Genomic DNA, 19356 nt, shown 5'->3' on the forward strand with positions numbered 1-19356 from the left:
GTTTCAAGGCAGCGATGAGCGCCCGACTCTTCTTTCCGTTCAACAGCGTCTTTCCGGCGCGCGCCGAACACGCTAACGCGCGCGGCATGAGCGGAAAGACACCCCAACCCATTCGCGGCACGCAGGATATTTTCGGTGCCGATGCGGAAAGCTTCGCCTTCGTGGTGGAAACGTTCGAACGCGTCCGCCGCCTCTATCGCTTCCGCCGGGTGGAAATGCCGGTGTTCGAAAAGACAGAGGTGTTCGCCCGTTCGCTGGGCGAAACCACCGATGTCGTGTCGAAAGAAATGTATTCGTTCGACGATCGCGGAGGCGAATCGCTGACGCTGCGCCCCGAATTCACCGCCGGCATCGCCCGCGCCTATCTCACCGACGGGTGGAAACAATATGCTCCGCTCAAGGTCGCGACCCACGGCCCGCTGTTCCGCTACGAACGCCCGCAGAAGGGCCGCTATCGCCAGTTCCACCAGCTCGACGCCGAAGTGATCGGCGCGGCCGAGCCGCAGGCGGACGTGGAGCTGCTGACGATGGCCGATCAGTTGCTGAACGAACTCGGCATTGCCGATGGCGTCACGCTGCAACTCAACACGCTGGGCGATGGCGACAGCCGCGAGGCATGGCGCGCGGCGCTGATCGACTATTTCTCCGCCCACAAGGCGGAACTGAGCGAAGATTCGCAGGACCGGCTGGAACGCAACCCGCTGCGTATCCTCGACAGCAAAGACCCGCGCGACAAGGCATTCGTGGCCGATGCGCCGCGGATCGACGATTACCTGTCTGCCGAAGCGCAGGATTTCTTCGCCGCTGTCACTGGCGGGCTGGATGCGGCGGGCGTGGCGTGGGCGCGCAATCCCGCGCTGGTGCGCGGGCTGGATTATTACCGCCATACCGCGTTCGAATTCGTCACCGACCGGCTGGGCGCGCAAGGCACCGTGCTGGGCGGTGGGCGGTATGACGGGCTGATGGAATCGCTCGGCGGTCCAGCCACCCCGGCGGTGGGCTGGGCAGCGGGGATCGAACGGCTGGCGATGCTGGTGGGGGATCGCGAGATCGCCGGGCCGGACGTGAGCCTTGCGGTTGAGGATAACGAACTGATCGCGAAGGGTATCGCGGCGACTGCTGCACTGCGCGCCGCCGGTTTCTCGGTCGAAGTGTTCGACAGCGGATCGCCGCGCAAACGCTATGACAAGGCGGCGAAGGTGCAGGCCAAGGCGCTGGTCAGCCTGAATGACAGCGGGTTCAACCTCCGCTCCGCCCCCGACACCCCCGATATCGATCGGATCAATCAGGTGTTGAGCCAGATCGGCGCATGAAGCGGATGCAGAACACCTCCCGTCACCCCGGCCAACGAGCCGGGGTCCAACTTCCCTGCGGGCACCGCGCCGGAAAAACAGCGGGACCCCGGATCAAGTCCGGGGTGACAGCGGTGCTGGTGGGGAGTGTTGCGTCAATGGCTGCTTTGCTGGTGCGGCGCTCTGCCCGTTCCCCCGCTGGCTATTGGCCCGCAGCAACGGCCGCGTATTAGCCACACCGTCCACCATATCGTCGCCCCGGACCTGATCCGGGGCCCCGCTTTTCTTCTCGCGCCGGGTCTTTAAAACACGCGTGAGTTTCGCAACGACAGAGCAGCCCCTTTGACCATTCCCGCCGAACGTCTCGATCAGATCACCCACCGCTTCGCTGAACTCGAAGCGCGGATGGCGTCGGGCACATTGGAAGGCGATGCCTTCGTACAGGCCAGCCGCGACTATGCCGAGCTGGAGCCGGTCGCCCGCGCGGCGGAGCAGGCGCGGACGATGCGTACCGAGCTGGCCGAACTGGAATCGCTCGACGACAGCGACCCGGAGATGAAGGCGCTGGCGGAAGAGGAAATCGCCCGCCTGCAGGAAGAGCTACCCGCGGTTGAACGCGCGCTGGCGGTGGCGATGCTGCCGCGCGATTCCGCCGATGCGCGTCCGGCGATGCTGGAAATCCGCGCCGGGACTGGCGGCGATGAAGCTGCGCTGTTCGCCGCCGATCTGTTCCGCATGTACGAACGCTATGCCGCCGAACAGGGCTGGCGGGTCGAGACGATCAGCGTGAATGCCAGCGATATCGGCGGGTTCAAGGAAGTGGTCGCCAACGTCACCGGCACCGGGGTGTTCGCCAAGCTCAAGTTCGAAAGCGGGGTCCACCGGGTGCAGCGGGTGCCCGTGACCGAAAGCGGGGGGCGCATCCACACCAGCGCGGCGACCGTGGCGGTGCTGCCCGAACCGAGCGAAGTCGACGTGTCGATCGAGGACAAGGATCTCAAGATCGATATCTACCGTTCCAGCGGCGCGGGTGGGCAGCACGTCAACACCACCGATTCGGCGGTGCGGATCACTCACGTTCCCACTGGCATCGTCGTCGCCATGCAGGACGAACGCAGCCAACACCGCAACCGCGACAAGGCGATGCAGGTGCTTCGCGCGCGTCTCTATGAAAAGCGGCGGGAGGAAGTGCACGGGGCAGAGGCCGAAGCGCGCAAGGCGATGGTCGGCAGCGGCGACCGGTCGGAACGCATCCGCACTTACAATTTCCCGCAAGGCCGCGTGACCGATCACCGCATCGGGCTGACGCTGCACAAGCTGGACGATGTGCTGGCCGGGCCGGGACTGGCCGAACTGATCGATGCGCTGATCGCGGAAGACGAAGCCAAACGCCTCGCCGCGCTGGGCGAATGACCAGCACCGTTGGCGCAGCGCTGCGCGATGCCACCGCGCGGCTTGGCGAAGAATGGGCGCGGATCGATGCCGAGCTGCTGATGGCCCATGCGCTGGGCATGACGCGCTCCGCCATGCTGATCGGTGCGATGCGCGATCCGGCACCCGCCGGGTTCGCTCCGTTGCTGGAAAGGCGGCTGGCGGGGGAGCCGGTGGCCTATATCCTCGGCACGGCGGAATTCTATGGCCGTACATTTTCGGTCAGCCCCGATGTGCTGATCCCGCGCGCCGATAGCGAAAGCGTGGTCGCCGCCGCGCTGGAGGCAAAGCCCGATGCCTGCCGGGTGCTCGATTGCGGAACCGGGTCCGGCGCCTTGCTGCTGACGCTGCTGGCCGAATTGCCCGCCGCGCATGGGATCGGTATCGATCGATCGGAAGCGGCATTGCGAATCGCAACGGCCAATGCGGCGGAGCTGAATCTGGCGGATCGTGCCCGGTTCGAACTGGCGGACTGGACGGTCGATGGCTGGGCCGATGGGCTTGGCCGCTTCGATTTGGTGATCGCGAACCCCCCCTATGTCAGTTTGGGGGCGTTACCGGGTGAGTTTGATGCGTTACTCGATGAAAACGTACAAATGTACGAACCTGCAGGGGCTTTGTTCGCCGGGCCGGAGGGGTTGGATGATTACCGTATCCTCGTGCCACAATTGAAGAATTTGCTCGAACCGAGCGGTGTTGCCGTGCTCGAAATCGGGGCCACACAAGCAGGTGAAGTAACTGTCATGTCTCATGAAGCGGGCTTCGCTGTTACCCTGCGCCACGACCTTGCCGGGCGGCCCCGTGGACTGATTTTGACTTAGGGCTTGGCAAATGGCCGCCGTGGCACTACGTCTTGTGCAAGGCCTTCGGTCGGCGGCATGGTCCGCACCCGAAATCGCCTTAAAGCTCCAACATTTGCATACCGGCCGGGCACTGCGCCCGTGCAGAGGTGCAGGTGGGGCACCGCGATCCCGATGGCGGGCGCGGCATGGGGTCATGCGATCGAAACCCGGCTGATGGATCGTCCGGGCAGATCTACGATAAGGAAGAATTTTCCTTGAACAATAACAACCGTAACAACAACAACCGTCGTCGCGGGCGCGGTAATCGTCAGCAGGGTGGCGGTGGCAACAGCCAGAACCGGATCGACAGCCGGGCACGTGGTAACGCCCCGCAATTGCTCGATAAATATAAGAAGCTGGCGCAGGACGCACAACATAATGGCGATCGGGTGCAGGCCGAATATTACCTGCAATTCGCCGACCATTACTTCCGTGTAATCGCCGATAACAAGGCACGTCAGGAAGAAGCGCGCAGCCGCAATCGTGAAGAACGCGATGGCGAAGATAGCGATAACGACGACGACCGCGAATCGAACCGCGACAATGGCCGCGACTCTGACCGTGACAGCGCGCCGCGAGGCCGCAATGCTGGTCGTCAGCGGACCCGTCGCAATGACCGCGATGATGACAGCCGCGACAGCGACGATATCGATAACGAGTTTGAACCGGCGGATAATCCGTTCACGCGCGGTACTCGCGAAAGCACGCGGGAAAAGGCGCCTGTGGCCCGTCGTGGCCGCAAGCGTCGCGAAGAAACCGATGCCGACGATAGCGATGGCGGTGTGTCCAACGACGGCGGCATCGATTCCAGTGCGCTGCCCCCGGCAATCGCGCAAGCCGACGAAGCGGAAAAGCCAGCGCGCAAGCCCGCTGTCCGTCGCCGCCGTAAAGCGGCCGACGAAGCGGAGAGCGACGACGGCCTGAAGGCAGTCGGCTGACGGACTTCGGGAGGGCGCCGTGCAGGATCGCGTCGCCCTTTCGCAAGGGCGTGTTTCGAGCGGAATAACAGCTTTCGGCCACTGGCTGGCGGCGCATCCGCGCATTGTCGCGATGGCCGCCGGGCTGGTCGCGGCGCTGGGTTTTCCGCCGCTCAACCTCTGGCCATTCGCGCTGTTGGGCATGGCGGGTTTCGCTGTGCTGGTGGCGCAAGCGCCGGGCTGGCGGCGGGCCATGCTGATCGGCTGGCTGTTCGGCGTGGCGCATTACACGTTCGCGAACAACTGGATCGCCACGGCATTCACTTATCAGGCCGCGATGTCGCCCGCGCTGGGCTGGGCGGCGGTCCCGCTACTGTCAGTATATCTGGCGGTTTATCCGGCACTTGCTGCCGGTGCTGCGCGCGCCATTGGCGGGCAGCGCCCGTTGCCGGTGGCATTTGCGCTGGCCGGGTGCTGGATCGTGGCGGAGTGGCTGAAAAGCTGGGTCTTCACCGGATATGCCTGGGATCCGTTCGGTCTCGTATTCCTCGGCGGGTTCGATCGGCCGGGGATCGCTGCCCTGCTGCCGTGGATGGGCACATATGGCCTCTCGGGGCTTGCGGTGCTGGTTGCGGGTGGGATCGGTTGGCTGCTGGTTGCACGGGCATGGTGGCGGGTCGCGACGGTGTTCGCGCTCGTTGCCGTGGGAATGTATCTGCCCGGCCCGGCGGCGAACCCCGGAACGCTGGAATACACCCTGATTCAGCCCGATTTCACGCAGGAAGAACTGAACGATCCGCGCTTGTACGAAGCGCAGTTTCAGGAGCTTGAGCGGCTTACCGCGCCCCGGCAAGACAAAGGGCGGCGGCTGGTGCTGTGGCCCGAATCCGGGCTGCCCGACTATCTGCGCGACGGTTATCCGCAGCGATATTACGATGCGACGACCGCAGGGGCCGATCCCGAATTCGCCCGCGCGCGTATTGGTCGGTTGATCGGGCCGGGTAGCCTGTTGTTGACGGGGGCTGTCGATCTGGAAATCGATCAGCCGGGCTCCACCAATGCTCGCGCAATCGGGGCATACAATGTCGTCACTGCGCTGACTCCGCAGGGAACTTTTGCTGGCTCATATGCCAAGGCGCACCTTGTCCCTTATGGCGAGTATCTGGCCTTGCGCTGGTTGCTTGAACCGCTGGGGTTTCGCCGGCTGGTGGCCGGATCGATCGATTTCATTCCCGGTCCCGGCCCACGCACGCTCGATCTGGGCGCGTGGGGTAAGGCGGGGATGCAGATTTGTTATGAAATCACGTTCAGCGGGGAGGTGGTCGATCCCGCCCATCGCCCCGATTATATCTTTACCCCTTCGAACGATGGCTGGTTCGGCACATTCGGTCCGCCCCAGCACTTCGCGCAGGCCCGGATGCGCGCGATGGAGGAGGGGTTGCCGGTCCTGCGTGCAACCACCACTGGAATCAGCGGGGTAATCGACGCGCACGGTGTGGTCCGCAACACGATGCCCGCACACCGGCCGGGCCGCATCGACGGGCTTGTCCCGCAAGCGCTGGCGCCCACTTTGTTTGCTCGACTTGGCAATCTGTTGCCGCTTGGCTGGGCGGTGCTGCTGCTGGCCGCGTCATTGCTTGCAACCCGGCGTCGCGCCCGCTAGTGCTGCGCGGGTTATTTGCAGACATAAAGCTGTCTTTATATCAGGACTGAATTCGATGCGCGCTGATTACCTGTTCACTTCGGAAAGCGTTTCCGAAGGGCACCCCGACAAAGTTTCCGACCAGATTTCGGACGCTATCGTCGATCTGTTCCTGTCGAAAGACGATCAGGCTCGCGTCGCTTGCGAAACGCTGACGACGACACAGCGCGTAGTTCTTGCCGGGGAAATCCGCTGCAAGGGCGTGTTCGAAAATGGCGCGTGGGCCGATGGTGCGCTGGAAGAAATCGAACGCACCGTTCGCAATGTCGTGAAGGAAATCGGCTACGAACAATCGGGCTTCCATTGGGAAACGTTCGAATTCGAGAACTACCTCCACGCGCAGAGCGATCATATCGCGCAGGGCGTCGATGCCAGCGGCAACAAGGATGAAGGCGCGGGCGATCAGGGGATCATGTTCGGCTTCGCGTGTGACGAAACGCCCGATCTGATGCCCGCCACGCTGGATTACAGCCACAAGATTTTGCAGCGGCTTGCCGCCGATCGCAAGAGCGGCGCGGCGCCGTTCCTCGAACCTGACAGCAAGAGCCAGGTCACGCTGAAGTATGAAAACGGCAAGCCGGTGGCCTGCACCGCGGTTGTCGTCAGCACGCAGCACGCGCCCGGCTATCACGAGGGTGAGAAGGAAGCCGAACTGAAGGCTTACGTGAGGAAGGTGGTTGGCGAAATCCTGCCCGAAGGTTTCCTGTCGGACGCAACCCGGTGGCATATCAACCCCACCGGCAAGTTCGAAATCGGTGGGCCCGATGGCGATGCCGGGCTGACCGGACGCAAGATTATTGTCGATACATATGGCGGCGCGGCGCCGCATGGCGGCGGCGCGTTTTCTGGTAAGGACCCGACCAAAGTCGATCGTTCGGCTGCCTATGTGACGCGCTATCTGGCGAAAAACATCGTCGCTGCCGGTCTGGCGAAGCGCTGCACGATTCAGGTCGCCTACGCGATTGGCGTGTCGGAACCGCTTTCGCTGTATGTCGATACGCATGGCACCGGCACCGTCGCTGACGAGAAGCTGGAAGAAGCGATCCGTCAGGTGGCTGCCCGCAAGCTGGGCGGCCTGACCCCACGCGGTATTCGCGAAGGGCTGCACCTGAACAAGCCGATCTATCGCCAGAGTGCGGCCTATGGCCACTTCGGCCGTACCGCAGCAGGCGATGCCTTCCCGTGGGAGAAAACCGATCTGGCAGCCGATCTGCGCGAAGCAGTTGGCTGATCGCTTAAATTCGCCCCTCGCGCACGATCGCCAGATCGCTGGCGACTGTGCGGGCGGCGATGCCATAGTGAGCTGCGGCCCACCAGTAGAGTACCGCCGTACCGGCCATTGCCAGTGACAGAGCGGTGCCGGCCGCCATTCCCGTGTCAGCCAGACGATCGCTGAGCGCGCCCACTATCACCGGCCCGATACCACCGGCAAAGCCGAACACGATATTCAGCAGCGCATTGGCGGTGGCCCGCATCCGCGGGTGCATCATGTTCTGCAATGTACCGAAGGTCATGCCCAGATACATGAATTGAAGCATAGTCGACGCGGCGACCATCACCATCAGCAACCACAGGTCGCCACGGGTGATTCCGAAACAAAACAGCGGAGCGGCGATTGCGAGGCTGATTGCCGGGACAAGTGCATAAGATGATGGGATTCGCGCGGCCAGCTTGTCTGCCAGCGCGCCGCCGCTGAGAACCGATAGACTTGCTGGCAAGCTGGCGATCAGCCCGGCGTACAGCCCCGCCTGCGCCAGCGGAATACCGAACTGCCGCATCAGCAGCGCGGCGAAGAATGCTGTCAGGCCGAACCCGACCAGCGAGGCAAGCGCGGATCCCGCCACCAGATGCCGCGCACTCGGCAATTCGGCAAAACGGCGAAGGACGGCGCTGATCGGCGGAACTGTGTCGTCTGTTACTTTGTCGTGTTGACCGCGTGGCGGCTCCTTGACGAACAGCCATACGAGCAGGGCGAGCAACAGGCCTGGCAGGGCGGTGACGATGAATGCCATTCGCCAGCCCCAGACCTCCGCCACCAGCGCCCCGCCTGCCAGCCCGATGAATGCACCTAGCGGCGGGGACAGCAACAGCACCGACATTGCCGATGCGCGCCGTTCGGGCGGGAAATAGTCGGCGATGACCGACTGATTGGCGGGCAGGCCAACTGCCTCGCCCACGCCCACTGCGATGCGGGCCATCAGCAATTGCGCCCAGTTGGTGACAAAACCGCATGCCGCAGCGGCAACCGACCAGGCAAGCGTGCCGACAACCGTGAAACTTAGCCTGCGCCGCCGTTCGGCCATACGCGCGATAGCTACACCCAGCACGATATTCAGCGCGGCATAGGCGAAACCGAGCAGGCCAACTTCCGCATCGCTGAGCTGGAATTCTTCCTTGAGCGGTTCGACCAGCGCGTTGACTACGATCCGGTCGATAAATCCAACCGTGCTGATCATGGTCAGCAGGCCCAGAGCGAGCGAGGGGGATGACCGGCGCAGTCGCGACATATCGAACAGCGCGCTCAGGTAACGAAATGGGCTGTAGTTTTGGCGGCCACTTCGTCTACCGTAACCTCCGGTGCAAGCTCGATCAGTTTGAACGGGCTGGAATGATCGGGGCGGCGGAACACGGCCAGATCGGTGATAATCATGTCCACCACGTTGCGACCGGTCAGCGGCAGATCGCATTCGGGAAGGAATTTGGGCGCGCCTGATTTACTGGTGTGTTCCATCACGACGATGATTTTCTTCACCCCGGCGACAAGGTCCATCGCCCCGCCCATGCCTTTGATCATCTTGCCGGGAATCATCCAGTTGGCGATGTCGCCGTTTTCCGACACTTCCATCGCGCCGAGCACAGTCAGATCGATGTGCCCGCCCCGGATCATCGCAAAGCTGGCAGCGCTGTCGAAATAGACGCTCCGTGGCAGTTCGCTGATGGTTTGCTTGCCCGCGTTGATGAGGTCGGGATCGACCTCATCCTCATAGGGGAACGGGCCGATGCCGAGCATTCCGTTTTCGCTCTGCAATGTTACGTCCATCCCTTCGGGGATGTGGTTTGCCACCAGCGTCGGGATGCCAATACCGAGGTTGACGTAAAAGCCGTCCTCCAGCTCTTGCGCGGCACGGGCGGCCATTTCGTCTCGGGTCCAGGGCATCAGATCGTCCTTCAGTTCAGCGGTTGGGGGATCAGGAACCAGCCTTTGCCAAGCAGCGGTTCAAGCGACAAGGCAGCAGAGGGATCCTTGAGATACTTGTACAATTCGTCGAAGTCGGCGCGCTCGTCACCTGCGATGGCGACGACGCAATATTCCTTCGCAAAATCGGCGCGGCGGGTTTGCTTGCGATCATCGGGATAGCGCAGCAGAACCAGTGGATCGTGGCCGTCAGGATCGAGCCCGGTGGATAAGAGGACACGGCGAATGTCACCCGCCCGATCGGCGGTATTGCCGGAAATCCAGCCAATCGTGATATTGTCACTCCGCAAGGTGGCCAGACGTTCGGCCAGAGCCTGATCGGCCTGCAGGTCGTCGCCCGGCTCCAGCAGCGCGTCAGCAGGATCGAGATCGATCAGCACCGCTGCGGGATGAATCGAACATTCGGCTGTCGTGGCATCCAGCATCCCGGAATCGGCCAGCATCGCCGAATGACGTACTGTGCCGACCGGCGGAGCGGCTCCTGCCTTGGCGGCAAATGCGTACAGATCGGCATAGGAACTGGCGTTGAGAGACACAGGCGAGCCCGACGGGGGCGGTAACGGTCCCTCCAGGATCGCGGCAATGCGTTCGCCGCTTTCCCCACTCGCAAGAGCGGCATCAGAGACGGATGGTTCGCGCGTGGTGGCGCCTGTAGAGGCAACGGGTGCCGTCTGGGCTTCCTTGCGCTCTTCCGCATTGGCCATCCGCTGACGCAGGAAGGCGCCGCCTGCCATTGTCGGCACGATTGCAGCAACGCAGCCTGACAGCGCGCAGCTTGCCATCGCCGCAGCAACGAAGGGAGCGAACGGGCGGATCAAGCCGACGTGTCCCCTGCAAAATCAACAGGGCCTGTACAGGTCACGTCGTCTCCCGCTCGCGCACGGTGCGGAATTCGATTTTCTTGTCGTATGGAGCGCCGACAATCAGGCGCTGAACATATACCCCCGGCAAATGAATGGCATCGGGATCGAGCGCGCCAACCGGCACCACTTCTTCGACTTCGACGATGCAGACTTTGCCGCAAGTGGCAGCGGGCAGGTTGAAATTGCGGGCTGTCTTGCGGAACACGAGATTGCCGGTTTCGTCGGCCTTCCACGCTTTGACGATCGACAGGTCGGCAAAAATGCCGCGTTCGAGAATGTAGTCTTCCATTTCCCCGTCACGGTTGGGGAACTGCTTTACTTCCTTGCCTTCGGCCACCTGAGTGCCGACGCCGGTCTTGGTGTAAAATCCGGGAATGCCCGCGCCGCCCGCACGCATCCGTTCGGCCAGCGTCCCTTGCGGCGAGAATTCCACCTCCAGCTCTCCGGAGAGGAACTGGCGCTCGAATTCCTTGTTTTCGCCAACGTAGGAACTGATCATTTTCTTCACTTGCTTGGTGCGGAGGAGTTTGCCGATACCTTCGTTATCGATCCCGGCATTGTTGCTGGCGAATGTGAGTCCGGTCACCCCTGAATCGCGGATAGCATCGAGCAATCTTTCCGGTATCCCGCAGAGGCCGAAGCCCCCGCTGGCAATCACCATGTCGTTGGTCAGAATGCCGTCGAGCGCGGCTGCGGCGGAGGGATAGAGCTTGTTCATGCCACAGGTTTAGCGAGCAGTTTATCTGCTGTCACGACCCCTGATCCCGGCGAATAGACAGCTTTTGCGGAGCGACCCGCAACGCAGTTGTCGAGCAGAGCAATTCATTGTGCACTGCAAAATATCGGGTGCGATCCGCGGTGTCTTTTCTTGCCTTGCGGAAATATCCGATTGAAATTAAATTGTTAATTTCCACAAATTGCGGATTATGCAACTGTGCTTGAAAATTTCGCACTTGCACAAAATGTCGGCAATCGGCATATGTCTCCCTGCCTTTCAGGCATCCTCTCCCAAGACTTCCAAGGCCCGGTGGTTTTCCGCCGGGCCTTTTTTTCGTCCGATGCAGGCCTTTATTGCAAGTGCCGTCACCAATTTGATTGTCTGGTCGGCTTTCTGGCACCGAATCGCGCCCCATTCATTGGCAAAGCAGGATCGGGTTCCTAATTCGTGGGGCCAGACAGGCAGACAATAGGAAAGGCGGAAGCCCGATGGCCGAAGACGACGCGGCAACAATCGACAGGACGGTGAGGTTACAGGTTGCGGCGGCGCGGCAGGAGGAATCGGGGCAGGGAATCGCCCGGATGCCCCGCTCCGCCTTTCAGGCGCTGGGTATCACCGAAGGCGATGTCGTCGAAGTGGTGGGCAAACGGGCGACGGCCGCAATTGCCGCCCCGGCCTATCCGGAAGACGAATCGCTCGAAGTGGTGCGGCTCGATGGGTTGCAGCGTGGCAATGCGGAAACCGGATCCGGCGAACATGTCGTTATTCGCTCTGCCGAATCGCGCCCGGCGACGCGGGTCGTGTTCGCCCCTGCTCAGCGCGAAATGCGCCTGCAGGGCCCGACGCAGGCCTTGCAGCGCAATTTCTTCCGCAAGCCACTGGTGGCGGGCGATATCGTTGCCACGACCGGTCAGCAGCCGGTGCAGAATATGCCGCCCGAAGTGCGCCGTATGTTCAACGCACCGGCTTATGCCCTTACGCAGATCCGTCTGACTGTCGTATCGACCAGCCCCAAGGGCATCGTCCATATCGACGAGAATACCGAAGTCGAATTGCGCCCCGCTTTCGAAGAGCCGCGCGATGCCCGTGCGGTTGTGAACTATGACGATGTCGGCGGCATCGGCGATACGATTCAGCAATTGCGCGAAATGGTCGAACTGCCGCTACGCTACCCCGAATTGTTCACGCGCCTCGGGGTCGATCCGCCCAAGGGTGTGTTGCTCCACGGTCCGCCGGGGACGGGCAAGACCCGTCTGGCACAAGCGGTCGCCAATGAAAGCGATGCGGACTTCTTCACCATCAACGGCCCGGAAATCATGGGTTCGGGCTATGGCGAAAGCGAGAAGCATCTGCGTGAAGTGTTCGAGGAAGCGGCCAAAGCTGCGCCTGCGATCATCTTCATTGATGAGATCGATTCGATCGCCCCCAAACGCGACAGGGTCGCTGGCGAGGCGGAGAAACGACTGGTTGCCCAGCTCCTTACGCTGATGGATGGGCTGGAGGCGCGCTCCAACATCGTGGTCATCGCAGCGACCAACCGCCCCGATGCGATCGATGAAGCATTACGGCGGCCCGGTCGGTTCGACCGTGAAATCGTGATCGGCGTACCAGACGAGAAAGGGCGCCGCGAGATTCTGGCGATCCACACCCGCGGCATGCCGCTGGGTGACAGAGTCGATCTGGACGAACTGGCGCGCACAACGCACGGGTTCGTCGGCGCCGATATCGCAGCCTTGTCGCGCGAAGCGGCAATCGAGGCAGTGCGGCGAATCATGCCACGGCTCGATCTCGACGAACGCACCGTGCCGCCAGAAGTGCTGGAAGAATTGCAAGTCACGCGCGAGGATTTCCTCGCTGCGCTCAAGCGGGTGCAGCCAAGTGCCATGCGCGAAGTGATGGTGCAGATGCCCAATGTGGGCTGGAGCGATATTGGCGGGCTCGCCAAAGCGACCGAACAGCTCCGCGAAGGGATCGAGCTTCCGCTCAAGAACCCCGAGGCATTTCATCGGCTCGGTATTCGCGCGGCCAAGGGCTTCCTGCTCTACGGGCCTCCGGGAACGGGTAAGACGCTGCTGGCGAAGGCAGTGGCCAAGGAATCCGAAGCGAACTTCATTTCGATGAAGTCGAGCGACCTGCTGTCGAAATGGTACGGCGAGAGCGAACAACAGATCGCCCGCATGTTCCAGCGGGCCCGGTCGGTCGCACCTTGCGTCATCTTCATCGACGAAATCGACAGTCTCGTTCCCGCACGGGGGACGGGGCAAGACGAACCGGCGGTTACCGGTCGTGTCGTCAATACGATCCTCGCTGAAATGGACGGGCTGGAGGAATTGCAGTCGGTCATCGTGATCGGCGCTACCAACCGTCCCACTCTGGTCGACCCGGCGTTGCTGCGACCGGGGCGGTTCGATGAACTGGTTTATGTCGGAACGCCGGACAAAGACGGGCGCGAACGCATTTTGGGTATCCATGCGCGCAATATGCCGCTGGCCAGCGATGTCGATCTGGGCGTGATTGCTGAGAAAACAGAGCGCTTTACCGGTGCTGATCTGGAAGACATCGTGCGCAGGGCAGGGCTCAGTGCCTTGCGGCGTGCGGGCGGTGAGGCGGACAGCGTCACGGCGGCCGACTTTACCGAAGCTCTGGCGGAATCGCGCGCCACGGTGACGGAGGAGATGGAGAACGAATATCTCAAGATGCGCGGCGAACTGAAAAAGCGGGCTGCTGCTGTTCGCCCGACAATCGGCTTTATCACCGACGGGATGCTGGAGCCGACCCGTGAATTCAAACACGGGCCCGACGAAGGCGATCCGAAGGGCAGCTAATCTGCCAGAGAGTGCCACCTCCCCGCTCGCGCAGGTGCGCGGGGAGGTGCTCGCTATGCTGCCAGTAACGGGTCCTGAGCCTCGGCGGGGCCCGTCACTGTTCCACCCGTGCATTGGCCGCTTCGACTTCCAGCCTGTGGCGCAGCAGCGCGTCGGGCATTTCGCGCCGTAGCCAGTCGAGCATATGTTCGCGCACCCGGCAGCGCAGTTCCCACAACTCGCCAATCGTTGCTGCGCTCATCCCCATACGCAGCTCGATGCTTTCCGGTCGTGCTTCTGTGACCAGCAAATTGCCCATGCGCCGATCCCATTCGGGCTGTGCCGCGAGGAATTGTTCGAACTCGGTGCGGACGGGCGCTATTTCGGTTGCCGGGTCAAGGTGGAGATAGACCGGACCGGACAGTTTCTCGCTCACCCGCGACCAATTTTCGAAGCTGTTGTCGAGGAAGCGGCTGGTGGGCACCATCGCCGCACGTTCGTCCCACATCCGCACGACGACAAAGCTCATGCGGATCTCTTCCACACGCCCGGTGAAGCCATCGACCACCACCAGATCGCCGATACGCAGCGGTTCGGTGATTGCCATTTGCAGACCGGCAATCAATGACTTGAGAGCGGGTTGCGCCGCTGCGCCCACCGCCAGAGCGGCAAGACCGGCAGAGGCCATCACGGTGACGCCGACCTGGCGGACACCAGGAATTCCCAGCATCATCAGGCCGATAGTGATGAACACGATGATGAAAGTGACCGTCCGCGAAAGGATCGCGATCCGCGTGCGGTGGCTGCGTGCGGAGACCGGGTCTTCCGAAGCTTCGGCACGATGATCCAGCGCCAGTGCGAACGCGCGGACAATGGCGAATGCCATCCATCCCAGCAAAGCGGGCATGACGAATCTGCCCGCGATATCCCACACCGCGCCAATCCAGCCATCTGCCTGTGCGGCAAGCGAAATCCCGATTGCCATAATCGCCCAGCGGCTCGGCTGAAAAAGGCGATCGATGACCAGATCGTCGGCCCCGGTTTCGGTCTGGCGCACGACGCGACGCAGGATTGAAAACACGAGCGTATGGAACAGCAATGCGATGAATATGGTCGCGCAGAGATAAACCACGGCGTGGATCATCTCTGGCCATTCGATGGTATAGCGGGACAGATCGAATTCGCTGAACATAGCCGGAGACTTATGGAAGCACCCATGCGCTGGCAAGGGCGGGCGGGGGCAACCGTCTCAACCCTCGCTCGGTGCGCCTTCGTGCGGGAATTCAATCGTTACCCGCAACCCTTCCGGCGAAAGGTCGCGATTGATCGATCCCCGCAACTGGCGGGCGGCGCTGGTCATCAGCAGAGTGCCGAACCCTTCGCGGGCAGGCGCGGCATCGGGCGTGCGTTCGACGGGGGTGTCTGGTGTTACCTCGCGGGCACCATCTTCGGACCAAACGATTGTAATCCGGTCGGAATCGATCTCCCACCGCACGGTCAGTTCGCCGCCGATTGCCCAGCAGCCGTATTTGACGGCATTCGTCGTCAATTCGTGCAGCACCAGCCCCAGCGGTGTGACTTGCCGCGCGGTGAGCGCCACCGGGCTGCCATCCAGGTTCACCACCCGGTCGCTGGAAAGATATGGTTTTACAGCCGTTTGGACCAGATTTCCGAGGTCGCTCGTCGCGCCTTGCGCTTTGCCTTGCGTCACTTCGTGTGCGCTGAGCAGCGCATGGATGCGTTCGGCGATGCGATCAACCACCGGCTTGGCCTCTGGCGCGTCTTTCGCACTCATCCGCACGATCGCGAGGATCACGGCAAAAAGGTTTTTTACCCGATGGTTAAGCTCTCGCGCCAGCAAGTCGGCGCGGTCGCGCGCTTCGGCCAGACGGGCGGCTTGGGCGGCCTCCGCCTCTGCCCGTGCTGCGCGGCCGACCAGCAGGTAGCCGAGCACGAGCGCGACGGTGAGCAACACCAGCAACCCGGCCAGCAACGGCATCACCCGCTGTTCGGCGCGGGTGCTCTGCGCGGTGGCCTGCGCGAGAATTTGCTGCTCTATCGCCTCCAGATCGCGGATCGACTGGCTGAGAAGGCCCATTGTTTCAAGGCCTTCGTCGCTGAGGATCAGCTTCTGCGCGCTGAAGATATCGCGGTGATCCATCAACTTCACCGTCTCGTCCATCTCCGCGAATTTGGCATCGGAGAGGGTTTCGATCCGGTCGACCAGTTCGGCCTGTTTGACAGTGATGTTGTCTCCAATCAGATCGCGCAACTTATTGATTTCAGATCGATATGTGTCGCGAGATAGAGTATATGCACCCAGATAGCGCCGATCTAGCGTGATAACATACCCGCGTTGACCTGTTTCCGCGTTCAAAGCGGCCCGACTGATGTTACGCAGCTGAAGCAGGATGCGATTGGTCTTCTGAACCTGCTCGCGTTCATGGCGTTCCGCCTCGACAGTTTGCGCGATGAGCAGGACCGCGCCGATCAGCGCTGCTGCGACAGTGAGGAACACCGCCATATTGCCCCACCGCCGCATCATCCGGCGCCGTTTGGTATGGCGCGCGCGCAAACGGGCGACCGATTCGGCATCCTGATCTTCGGTTGCGGATGGAAGAGAGGGGGGCATGGCCATCGGTTAGTGCGCCGCGTCCCAGCTCTTGCCGGTGCCGATCTCGATACCGAGCGGGACGGAGAGTTTGACGGAGGGCAGGGCCGCTTCGGCCATCACGCGTTCGATCACCGGCCTGGCCGCATCGACATCGCCTTCGGGCAGTTCGAACACCAGTTCGTCGTGCACTTGCAGCAGCATACGCACGTTCTGCAATCCGGCATCGGCCAGAGCGGGCATCATGCGGGCCATCGCGCGTTTGATGATATCGGCGCTGGTGCCCTGAATCGGGGCGTTGATCGCGGCGCGTTCGCTGCCCTGCCGTTCGGCCTGATTTTTCGATTCGATGCGCGGGAACCATGTCTTGCGACCGAACAGCGTTTCGGAATAGCCCCGTTCGCGCACGCTTTCGAGCGTGTGCGCGATATATTTCTGAATGCCGGGGAAGCGTTCGAAATACCGGTTGATCATCGCCTGCGCTTCGTCCGGTTCGATTCCCAACCGGCCCGCCAGACCCCAGCGGCTGATGCCGTACAGGATGGCGAAGTTGATCGTTTTGGCGGCGGCGCGGGTGTCGCGGGTGACTTCGCCGTACATTTCCTTCGCCGTGCGGGCGTGGATGTCTTCGCCCGCTTCGAAGGCCTGTTTCAGTTCAGGCACATCGGCCATATGCGCGGCAAGCCGCAGTTCGATCTGCGAATAGTCGGCGGCGAGCAGGACGTTGCCCTCGTCCGCGACGAACGCTTCGCGTATCTGGCGGCCGATGGCGGTGCGGATCGGGATATTCTGCAAGTTGGGATCGGTCGAGCTGAGCCGCCCGGTCTGCGCGCCGACCAGGCTATAGCTGGTATGCACCCGCCCGGTCGCCGGATTGATCGCCGCCTGCAAGGCATCGGTATAGGTGCTCTTCAGCTTGGAAAGCTGGCGCCATTCGAGGACTTTGGTGGCGATTTCCGCACCATCCCCGGCAAGCCGTTCGAGCACCGACTGATCGGTCGAATATTGCCCGCTCTTGCCTTTCTTGCCCCCTTTGTGGCCCAGCTTGTCGAACAGGATATCGCCCAGTTGCTTGGGGCTGCCGACAGTGAATTCCTCCCCCGCCAGTTCGTGGATCTGCTTTTCCAGCGTACCGATCTGCGCGGCGAATTCTTCGCTCAGTCGTGACAGCGCGGCGCGGTCGACCTTGATCCCTTCGCGTTCCATCCGGGCGACGACGGGGATCAGCGGGCGATCCACCCGTTCATAGACGCGGGTGCCGCCTTCGACGGCAAGGCGCGGCTTGAGATGTTTGTACAGCCGCCATGTCACGTCGGCATCTTCGGCGGCATATTCGGTTGCCCGGTCGAGCTGGACTTCACCGAACGGGATCGCTTTCTTGCCGGTGCCGCACACGTCCTTGAACGCCAGCGGGGCATGGCCGAGATGGCGGACCGACAGTTCATCCATCCCATGCCCGCCGCCGATCCCATCGGTGCCGCGCCCGGCATCCAATGCGAAGCTGACGATCATCGTGTCCTCTATCGGGCTGACGGCGATGCCGTGGCGAGCCAGCACGTTGAGATCGTATTTGATGTTCTGGCCCACTTTCACCACCGCGTCGCTTTCCAGCAGCGGTTTGAGCATGGCGATTGCGCGGTCGAGCGGGATCTGTTCGGGCCGCTCGGCAAACATATCGCTGCCGCCATGCGCGAGCGGGATATAGCAGGCGTCGTTCGGCCCCAGCGCCAGACTGATACCGACCAGATCGGCGGCAATCGCATCGAGCGCGCTGGTTTCGGTATCGACCGCCACCAGACGGGCGGCGAATGCGCGATCGATCCACTGCTGCAACGCGTCTTCGGTTTGCACACAGGTATAGGCGGTGCGGTCCACTGCGGGCATTTCGGGCAATGGCTGGCGATTGCCAGCCCCCGCTGCGGCGGGCTGCGTACCGGCATTTTCCTGTTTCGCCGGGTTCAGATCGGTCTTGCGCGACGGGCTGCCCGCACCGGTGTCGAGCCGCCGCAGCAGGCTGGTGAACCCGTGCGTCGTGAGGAAGTCGGCCAGCGGGCCGGGGGGCACGCCCTCCAGCTTCATATCCTCCAGCGGGATTGGCAGCGGGCAGTCTTCTTTCAGCGTCACCAGTACCCGGCTCAGTTCGGCATCGGCACGATGTTCGATCAGCCGTTCTTTCAGCTTGGATTTCTTCATCTCCGCTGCGGAATCGAGCGCGGCGGTCAGCGATCCGTGTTCGGCGATCAGTTTCGAGGCGGTTTTCGGCCCGACCCCGAAAATGCCGGGAATGTTATCGACCGAATCCCCCATCAGCGCGAGGACATCGCCCACCAGTTCGGGCGCGACACCGAATTTTTCCTCCACCTCGGGCACGCCGATACGGGCGTTCTTCATCGTGTCGAGCATGTCGATGGTGCCGGCCCCATCCTTGCCCGGCCCGACGAGCTGCATCAGATCCTTGTCCGAACTGACGATAGTGACATCCCACCCCTGCGCCGCAGCGGCGCGGGCATAGCTGGCGATCATATCGTCCGCCTCGACATCGGGTTCTTCCACCAGCGGCAGGCTGAATGCGCGGGTGGCATCGCGGATCAGCGGGAATTGCGGGCGCAAATCCTCTGGCGGTTCGGGGCGATTGGCCTTGTACTGATCGTAAATATCGTTGCGGAACGACTTGCTCGATTTATCGAGCACGACCGCCAGATGGGTGGGGCCATCGGCGGTGTGCAGATCTTCCGCCAGTTTCCACAGCATCGTGGTGTAACCATAGGCCGCGCCCACCGGCGTCCCTTCGGGATTGGTCAGCGGGGGCAGCCGATGATAAGCCCTGAAAATATAGGCCGAACCGTCGACGAGATAGAGATGCTGCTTGTCTGCCATATACGCGGTGCTAGCAGTCCGCGCGCGCCGGGTCAGCCGCAATTACTGCAACCGGCAAAATGGCGGATTTGCGCCGTTTGCGCCTGATTTCCCGTTGAGAATG

General features: G+C 62.3%; 14 protein-coding genes. 7 read left to right on the forward strand and 7 right to left on the reverse strand.

Annotation, left to right across the window (positions count from 1 at the left end):
* Positions 1–86: 86 nt before the first annotated feature.
* From hisS to metK, 6 genes are all read left to right on the forward strand, one after another.
* Positions 87–1313 carry a histidine--tRNA ligase gene (gene hisS / locus D6858_RS07040; protein WP_120109517.1) on the forward strand — a complete coding sequence of 409 codons (1227 nt, stop codon included), beginning with the start codon at positions 87–89 and terminating at the stop codon, positions 1311–1313.
* Between the two features lie 321 nt (positions 1314–1634).
* Positions 1635–2705: a peptide chain release factor 1 gene (gene prfA / locus D6858_RS07045; protein WP_120108539.1), complete on the forward strand. Its 1071-nt coding sequence runs from the start codon at positions 1635–1637 to the stop codon at positions 2703–2705.
* The gene (gene prmC, locus D6858_RS07050; RefSeq protein ID WP_120108541.1) at positions 2702–3544 is read left to right on the forward strand and encodes a peptide chain release factor N(5)-glutamine methyltransferase; all 843 of its coding nucleotides are present in this window, start codon (positions 2702–2704) and stop codon (positions 3542–3544) included. Before prfA ends, prmC begins: the two co-directional genes overlap by 4 nt.
* Before the next feature lie 236 nt (positions 3545–3780).
* Positions 3781–4503 (forward strand): DUF4167 domain-containing protein, encoded by a 723-nt coding sequence (locus tag D6858_RS07055; RefSeq protein ID WP_240623744.1) that lies wholly within the window; start codon positions 3781–3783, stop codon positions 4501–4503.
* Between the two features lie 112 nt (positions 4504–4615).
* Positions 4616–6145 carry an apolipoprotein N-acyltransferase gene (gene lnt / locus D6858_RS07060; RefSeq protein ID WP_120109521.1) on the forward strand — a complete coding sequence of 510 codons (1530 nt, stop codon included), beginning with the start codon at positions 4616–4618 and terminating at the stop codon, positions 6143–6145.
* A gap of 55 nt (positions 6146–6200) precedes the next feature.
* Positions 6201–7415: a methionine adenosyltransferase gene (gene metK, locus D6858_RS07065; RefSeq protein WP_120108543.1), complete on the forward strand. Its 1215-nt coding sequence runs from the start codon at positions 6201–6203 to the stop codon at positions 7413–7415.
* Positions 7416–7419: 4 nt separating this feature from the next.
* On the opposite strand, the gene D6858_RS07070 is transcribed toward metK, so the two are convergent.
* Genes D6858_RS07070 through D6858_RS07085 form a run of 4 tightly spaced genes read right to left on the reverse strand, consistent with a single transcriptional unit; the run spans position 7420 to position 10961 of the window.
* Positions 7420–8691 (reverse strand): spinster family MFS transporter, encoded by a 1272-nt coding sequence (locus D6858_RS07070; protein WP_120108545.1) that lies wholly within the window; start codon positions 8689–8691, stop codon positions 7420–7422.
* A gap of 14 nt (positions 8692–8705) precedes the next feature.
* Positions 8706–9341, reverse strand: a complete 636-nt coding sequence (locus tag D6858_RS07075) for a CoA transferase subunit B (RefSeq protein WP_120108547.1) — start codon at positions 9339–9341, stop codon at positions 8706–8708.
* An 11-nt stretch (positions 9342–9352) separates the two neighbouring features.
* Positions 9353–10198 carry a hypothetical protein gene (locus D6858_RS07080; RefSeq protein ID WP_120108549.1) on the reverse strand — a complete coding sequence of 282 codons (846 nt, stop codon included), beginning with the start codon at positions 10196–10198 and terminating at the stop codon, positions 9353–9355.
* A gap of 40 nt (positions 10199–10238) precedes the next feature.
* Positions 10239–10961, reverse strand: coding sequence for a CoA transferase subunit A (locus tag D6858_RS07085; RefSeq protein ID WP_120108551.1), 723 nt, complete (start codon positions 10959–10961; stop codon positions 10239–10241).
* Between the two features lie 488 nt (positions 10962–11449).
* Here D6858_RS07085 and D6858_RS07090 point away from each other — a divergent pair, with 488 nt between their 5' ends.
* Positions 11450–13786 carry a CDC48 family AAA ATPase gene (locus tag D6858_RS07090; protein ID WP_120108553.1) on the forward strand — a complete coding sequence of 779 codons (2337 nt, stop codon included), beginning with the start codon at positions 11450–11452 and terminating at the stop codon, positions 13784–13786.
* A 94-nt stretch (positions 13787–13880) separates the two neighbouring features.
* On the opposite strand, the gene D6858_RS07095 is transcribed toward D6858_RS07090, so the two are convergent.
* From D6858_RS07095 to polA, 3 genes are read right to left on the reverse strand one after another with little or no spacing between them, the layout of a single operon-like run.
* Positions 13881–14957: a mechanosensitive ion channel family protein gene (locus D6858_RS07095; RefSeq protein WP_120108555.1), complete on the reverse strand. Its 1077-nt coding sequence runs from the start codon at positions 14955–14957 to the stop codon at positions 13881–13883.
* Between the two features lie 57 nt (positions 14958–15014).
* On the reverse strand, positions 15015–16403 hold the full coding sequence (locus tag D6858_RS07100) for a sensor histidine kinase (RefSeq protein WP_120108558.1): 1389 nt from the start codon (positions 16401–16403) through the stop codon (positions 15015–15017).
* Positions 16404–16406: 3 nt separating this feature from the next.
* Positions 16407–19253, reverse strand: a complete 2847-nt coding sequence (gene polA, locus D6858_RS07105) for a DNA polymerase I (RefSeq protein WP_120109523.1) — start codon at positions 19251–19253, stop codon at positions 16407–16409.
* Between the last annotated feature and the right edge of the window lie 103 nt (positions 19254–19356).

Source organism: Tsuneonella suprasediminis (genome assembly GCF_003605755.1).
Classification (GTDB): domain Bacteria; phylum Pseudomonadota; class Alphaproteobacteria; order Sphingomonadales; family Sphingomonadaceae; genus Tsuneonella; species Tsuneonella suprasediminis.

What these genes read in the sequence shown, in the direction of transcription:
- D6858_RS07085 (WP_120108551.1), bottom strand. Translation starts at nt 10,961, where the DNA reads ATGAACAAGCTCTATCCCTCCGCCGCAGCCGCGCTCGACGGCATTCTG.
- D6858_RS07095 (WP_120108555.1), bottom strand. Translation starts at nt 14,957, where the DNA reads ATGTTCAGCGAATTCGATCTGTCCCGCTATACCATCGAATGGCCAGAG.
- D6858_RS07075 (WP_120108547.1), bottom strand. Translation starts at nt 9,341, where the DNA reads ATGCCCTGGACCCGAGACGAAATGGCCGCCCGTGCCGCGCAAGAGCTG.
- metK (WP_120108543.1), top strand. Translation starts at nt 6,201, where the DNA reads ATGCGCGCTGATTACCTGTTCACTTCGGAAAGCGTTTCCGAAGGGCAC.
- hisS (WP_120109517.1), top strand. Translation starts at nt 87, where the DNA reads ATGAGCGGAAAGACACCCCAACCCATTCGCGGCACGCAGGATATTTTC.
- D6858_RS07100 (WP_120108558.1), bottom strand. Translation starts at nt 16,403, where the DNA reads ATGGCCATGCCCCCCTCTCTTCCATCCGCAACCGAAGATCAGGATGCC.
- polA (WP_120109523.1), bottom strand. Translation starts at nt 19,253, where the DNA reads ATGGCAGACAAGCAGCATCTCTATCTCGTCGACGGTTCGGCCTATATT.
- D6858_RS07070 (WP_120108545.1), bottom strand. Translation starts at nt 8,691, where the DNA reads ATGTCGCGACTGCGCCGGTCATCCCCCTCGCTCGCTCTGGGCCTGCTG.
- D6858_RS07090 (WP_120108553.1), top strand. Translation starts at nt 11,450, where the DNA reads ATGGCCGAAGACGACGCGGCAACAATCGACAGGACGGTGAGGTTACAG.
- prmC (WP_120108541.1), top strand. Translation starts at nt 2,702, where the DNA reads ATGACCAGCACCGTTGGCGCAGCGCTGCGCGATGCCACCGCGCGGCTT.
- lnt (WP_120109521.1), top strand. Translation starts at nt 4,616, where the DNA reads ATGGCCGCCGGGCTGGTCGCGGCGCTGGGTTTTCCGCCGCTCAACCTC.